Origin of the sequence: Myxococcus vastator (assembly GCF_010894475.1) — a bacterium.
GTDB lineage: Bacteria > Myxococcota > Myxococcia > Myxococcales > Myxococcaceae > Myxococcus > Myxococcus vastator.
This window is the reverse complement of sequence record NZ_JAAIYB010000655.1, coordinates 1-3,485: the sequence shown is the minus strand read 5'-3', so window position 1 is coordinate 3,485 and position 3,485 is coordinate 1. Positions and strand designations below refer to the sequence as shown.

Annotated in this window: 4 protein-coding genes; 2 read left to right on the top strand and 2 right to left on the bottom strand. The window is 67.3% G+C overall.

What is annotated here, in order from left to right; all coding sequences use genetic code 11:
* Together G4D87_RS35610 and G4D87_RS35605 are read left to right on the top strand one after the other, a co-directional pair.
* Nucleotides 1-672: AraC family transcriptional regulator (locus G4D87_RS35610; protein WP_163787193.1), on the top strand; the 672-nt coding region annotated here is incomplete at its 5' end.
* 88 nt (nucleotides 673-760) lie between these two features.
* A complete protein-coding gene (locus tag G4D87_RS35605) occupies nucleotides 761-1,150 on the top strand; it encodes a VOC family protein (RefSeq protein WP_163787191.1) in 390 nt (129 codons plus the stop codon).
* Nucleotides 1,151-1,338: 188 nt separating this feature from the next.
* Here G4D87_RS35605 and G4D87_RS35600 read toward each other — a convergent pair whose 3' ends face one another.
* Nucleotides 1,339-1,809, bottom strand: a complete 471-nt coding sequence (locus G4D87_RS35600; protein WP_163787189.1) for an NUDIX hydrolase — start codon at nucleotides 1,807-1,809, stop codon at nucleotides 1,339-1,341.
* Nucleotides 1,806-3,344 (bottom strand): DUF2380 domain-containing protein, encoded by a 1,539-nt coding sequence (locus G4D87_RS35595; RefSeq protein ID WP_163787187.1) that lies wholly within the window; start codon nucleotides 3,342-3,344, stop codon nucleotides 1,806-1,808. Before G4D87_RS35595 ends, G4D87_RS35600 begins: the two co-directional genes overlap by 4 nt.
* Between the last annotated feature and the right edge of the window lie 141 nt (nucleotides 3,345-3,485).

The following is a 3,485-nucleotide window of genomic DNA, read 5'->3' as shown; positions in this document are numbered from 1 at the left end:
CGCCAGCACCGGGTGCTCCCGGATGGCTGCACCGACCTCATCTTCGGCTTCCACCACGCGCCAGGCCCGGTGTGGCTCTCCGCTCCCCGGCTGGCCGTCGTCGGCCCCATGAAGCGCTTCATCCTCGTCGACCTCGAGCCCGGCGGGGTGAGCCTGGGCGTCCGGCTCCGTCCTGGCTGGGCGCAGGCCCTGCTGGGTGTCAGTCCCCGTGAACTCTGCGGGCTCAACGTCTCCGTCCAGGACTGCTCGCCTGCCCTCGCACAGCTTCAGCGGCGGATGGAAGACTGCGCCTCGCCAGCCCGGGCCATGGCCCTGCTCCAGCACACCATCGCTCGACACTGGGCTTCCTTCCGGAGTGTCGCGAAGCCCCGCGCCGTCCAGGCCCTGGGATGTCTCCAAGCCTCGTCGGGGCAGATACGCATGGCCGCGCTGGCTCGCGCCATGGGCGTGAGTGAGCGCACCCTGCACCGGGACATCCTGGACGAGGCCGGCGTACCGCCGAAGCTGCTCGCGCGCGTCCTGCGCTTCCAGCGAGCGGTGTTCCTGCTGCGTTCCCGTGAGTGCGCGGACCTGTGTGACGTCGCGCTCGAATGCGGCTACGCGGACCAGGCGCATCTGTCACGAGACGTGCGGGAGTTGGCCGGCGTGTCCCCCACCGCACTCGTGGGTTGAGCGCTGTCCGATTCCTTCAAGACAGGCGCGCGCCATCCGTGTGACGACGCCCTCACACAGACGTCCCACTGACCGACAGGAGTCCGCCATGAAGCTCGGCTACATCATCCTCTACGTACCGGACGTGAGCGCCGCCATCGCCTTCTACGAGAAGGCCTTCGGACTGGCGCGCCGCTTCATCCACGAGAGTGGCACCTACGCGGAGCTGGAGACAGGCACCACCGCCCTGGCCTTCGTCGAGGAAGGCGCGGCGAAGGAGCATGGCTTCACCGTGCGTCATCTGCGTCCGAAGGAGGACGCCGCGGCCATCGAACTGGCGCTCGTCACCGCCGACGTGGCCGCCGCCTACACGCGCGCCGTGGAGGCAGGCGCCGAGGCCACGCAGCTCCCCAAGCAGAAGCCCTGGGGACAGACGGTGGCCTACGTGAGAGACCTCAACGGCGTCCTGGTGGAGCTCTGCTCGCCGATGGCGGGGTAGTGGGCGCACCCCAAACCCGCGGACAAGGCGATAGGAAATCCCAGACCGCGTGGTATCGAGGCCCGAGCGGCGCCAAGAGGTCCAGGCGCCTGCTACGCATCTGATGGGAGCGCGGTCTCGGCTGGCCTGTACCCCAAGGGGGGCTCAAGCGGCCTGTTCACCGGACGGGAGCATCACTCCGCCGTTGGTCACGCTTCTTCGTCGGGAAGGAGCGCCCGGAGAACTTCGTCGTCAGGACCGAGCGGACGCCAGCCAGCCGGAGGCGGATTGGCGAGGAGCGCGCCGCTAGCACTCCTTACACGCTCCACGAGGGGTTCCGGGGTGTATGCCGACCATTGGCCAAGTGCTATCGCGACCTCCAAGCGGGCATCATCATCCAGCACGGCTGGCCAGCCGTTGGGGAGGACTTCCGACAGTTCGCGAACAAGCTGTCCGCGAGCCAATCGAGTGAGCTTCTTGCTGCGCTCAGCCTCAGCGACCAACCCTTTGAACACCTGGACGCCGGCAACGTCGTCCGGGCCAAGCTCCTCTGCAAGAGCGACTAGGGATGCCGTGGGACGATCTTCAGCAAAGGCGGTGACCAAGTCGTACCCCCGCTCACGGACGCGCTCATACAGGCGGGCGATCCAATTCCCCTCCCACGAACGTCCATCGGTCATCGGCTTCTCCCGGGAGTGAAGTTCATTGGAATATCGTAGGCCTTCATATTCTTGCCGACGATCTTGAGGATCGCATTTCGCGTCAACGGCCTCCCGGCACTGACTTCAGCATCTTGGAGCGCGCGCATAATCCTTCTACTCCACTCGTCGGGCCACATGCGCCCCAGCTTCCAGTTCCCCCCGCCGTGAATTGCCTCGTGGTGGGCCTGCTCCAGCCGGACACAGAACTGGTCGATGTCCATGTCACCCTTGAAGCCACGCGCCTCGAACCACTCGCGGTGCTCCTTCGGCAACACGTGGTGCTTCGGGGCCTCGGACATTCCGGCCCCCGCCTTGCCCGTCACGCGCATGCCTCGCACCTCGGGACTGTCCCCCAGCGCCTCTCGCACGCCCTCGGGCAAGTCCTGGTGCGCTTGCGCCATCATCACCTGCCCACCGTGAATGCGGACCGCCGCGCTCACGACCGGAAGCGAGATGACGCCCGCTTGCACCAGCCTTCGCATCATCTCCATCCACTCCGCCGAGACGACAAGTTGCGAGCCCGCCATCACGCCACCTGAACTCATGACGAGACCCACGCCGAGCGCCGCGGGGGCGGACGGTGGAGGCCTGGGCGTCCCCAGCTTCAGCGTGGAAATCATGGTGAGCATCTCCAGCATCTGCACCGCCACCATGACCTTGCCCCCTGTCTCCATGGCGGACCGGGCATCCGCGTGCATCATGTTGAACTCGCGCGCCAGCTTCCCCATCAACGCGGGCATCGCGAGTGCCGCCGCTTCGACGCGTTCAGTGTCACGAGAGGTGAGGTCCGCGAGCGTGGGCTCCATCAAGCCCTGAACGCGGTGGAGGTCCATGAACAGCTTCTCGTCGCCGCACATCGGGCACTCGCGCAGCAGGACGTCAGAGAGCTGGAGGAAGTCCACCCAGGTGGTGAACAGCAAGGCACCGAACATCGCGGACTGGAGCCGTGGGCCCGCCATGCGAAACAGGCCCAACTCCATCTCCGAGTCCCCCACCTCCGACGCGACACCGGCCAGCTCCGTCGCGCTACCGAGAGCGCCACGAATCCACGCCACTTGCCGGGAACCGTGGTCGAGATAGCGCGTGAACGCGCCCCCACTGACGGCCCTGCCACTGAAGACGGGGGCGTGCCCAGCGAGCTTGGAGAGCATGGACTCGGCTTCCTTCAGCGAGCCCTTCACCTCGTCGATGGATTCGAGGAGGGCCTGCCGCGCCGAGGCGGCTTGCGGGCCCCTGCCTCCGACAGCTCCAGAGGCGGTGCCGGGTGCTGCTTTCGTCGCGTCGCCTCGTGGTTTGACATGACGGAAGAGGCGCTGCTCAGCCCCAGACCCCGCGATGGGGTACGACGGGGCCCCGGAGGCACGAGGACGCTCATCACTCAGCGCGTCCGCCCGCTCGGGAGAGGTCGCTCCACGAGGCGTGTAGCTCAGCGTCCCGCTACGCCCGGGAGCATCCGGCACCGACGCACATCCCGAGGCAAGCACCACGGCCAGGAGCAGGGCATCAGCGCGCATTGTCCACCCCCAGGCCCACTGAGGCGAAGGCCCCAGGCCGCAGCCTCCCTTCCGAGGCAGGGAACAACAGCGTGCCGCCTGTCCCCATCGCGTAAAGCTTCCCCCCCAGGAACCTCCAGCGGACCTCCGCCGCCCCCAGGT

What these genes read in the sequence shown, in the direction of transcription:
- G4D87_RS35605 (WP_163787191.1), top strand. Translation starts at nt 761, where the DNA reads ATGAAGCTCGGCTACATCATCCTCTACGTACCGGACGTGAGCGCCGCC.
- G4D87_RS35595 (WP_163787187.1), bottom strand. Translation starts at nt 3,344, where the DNA reads ATGCGCGCTGATGCCCTGCTCCTGGCCGTGGTGCTTGCCTCGGGATGT.
- G4D87_RS35600 (WP_163787189.1), bottom strand. Translation starts at nt 1,809, where the DNA reads ATGACCGATGGACGTTCGTGGGAGGGGAATTGGATCGCCCGCCTGTAT.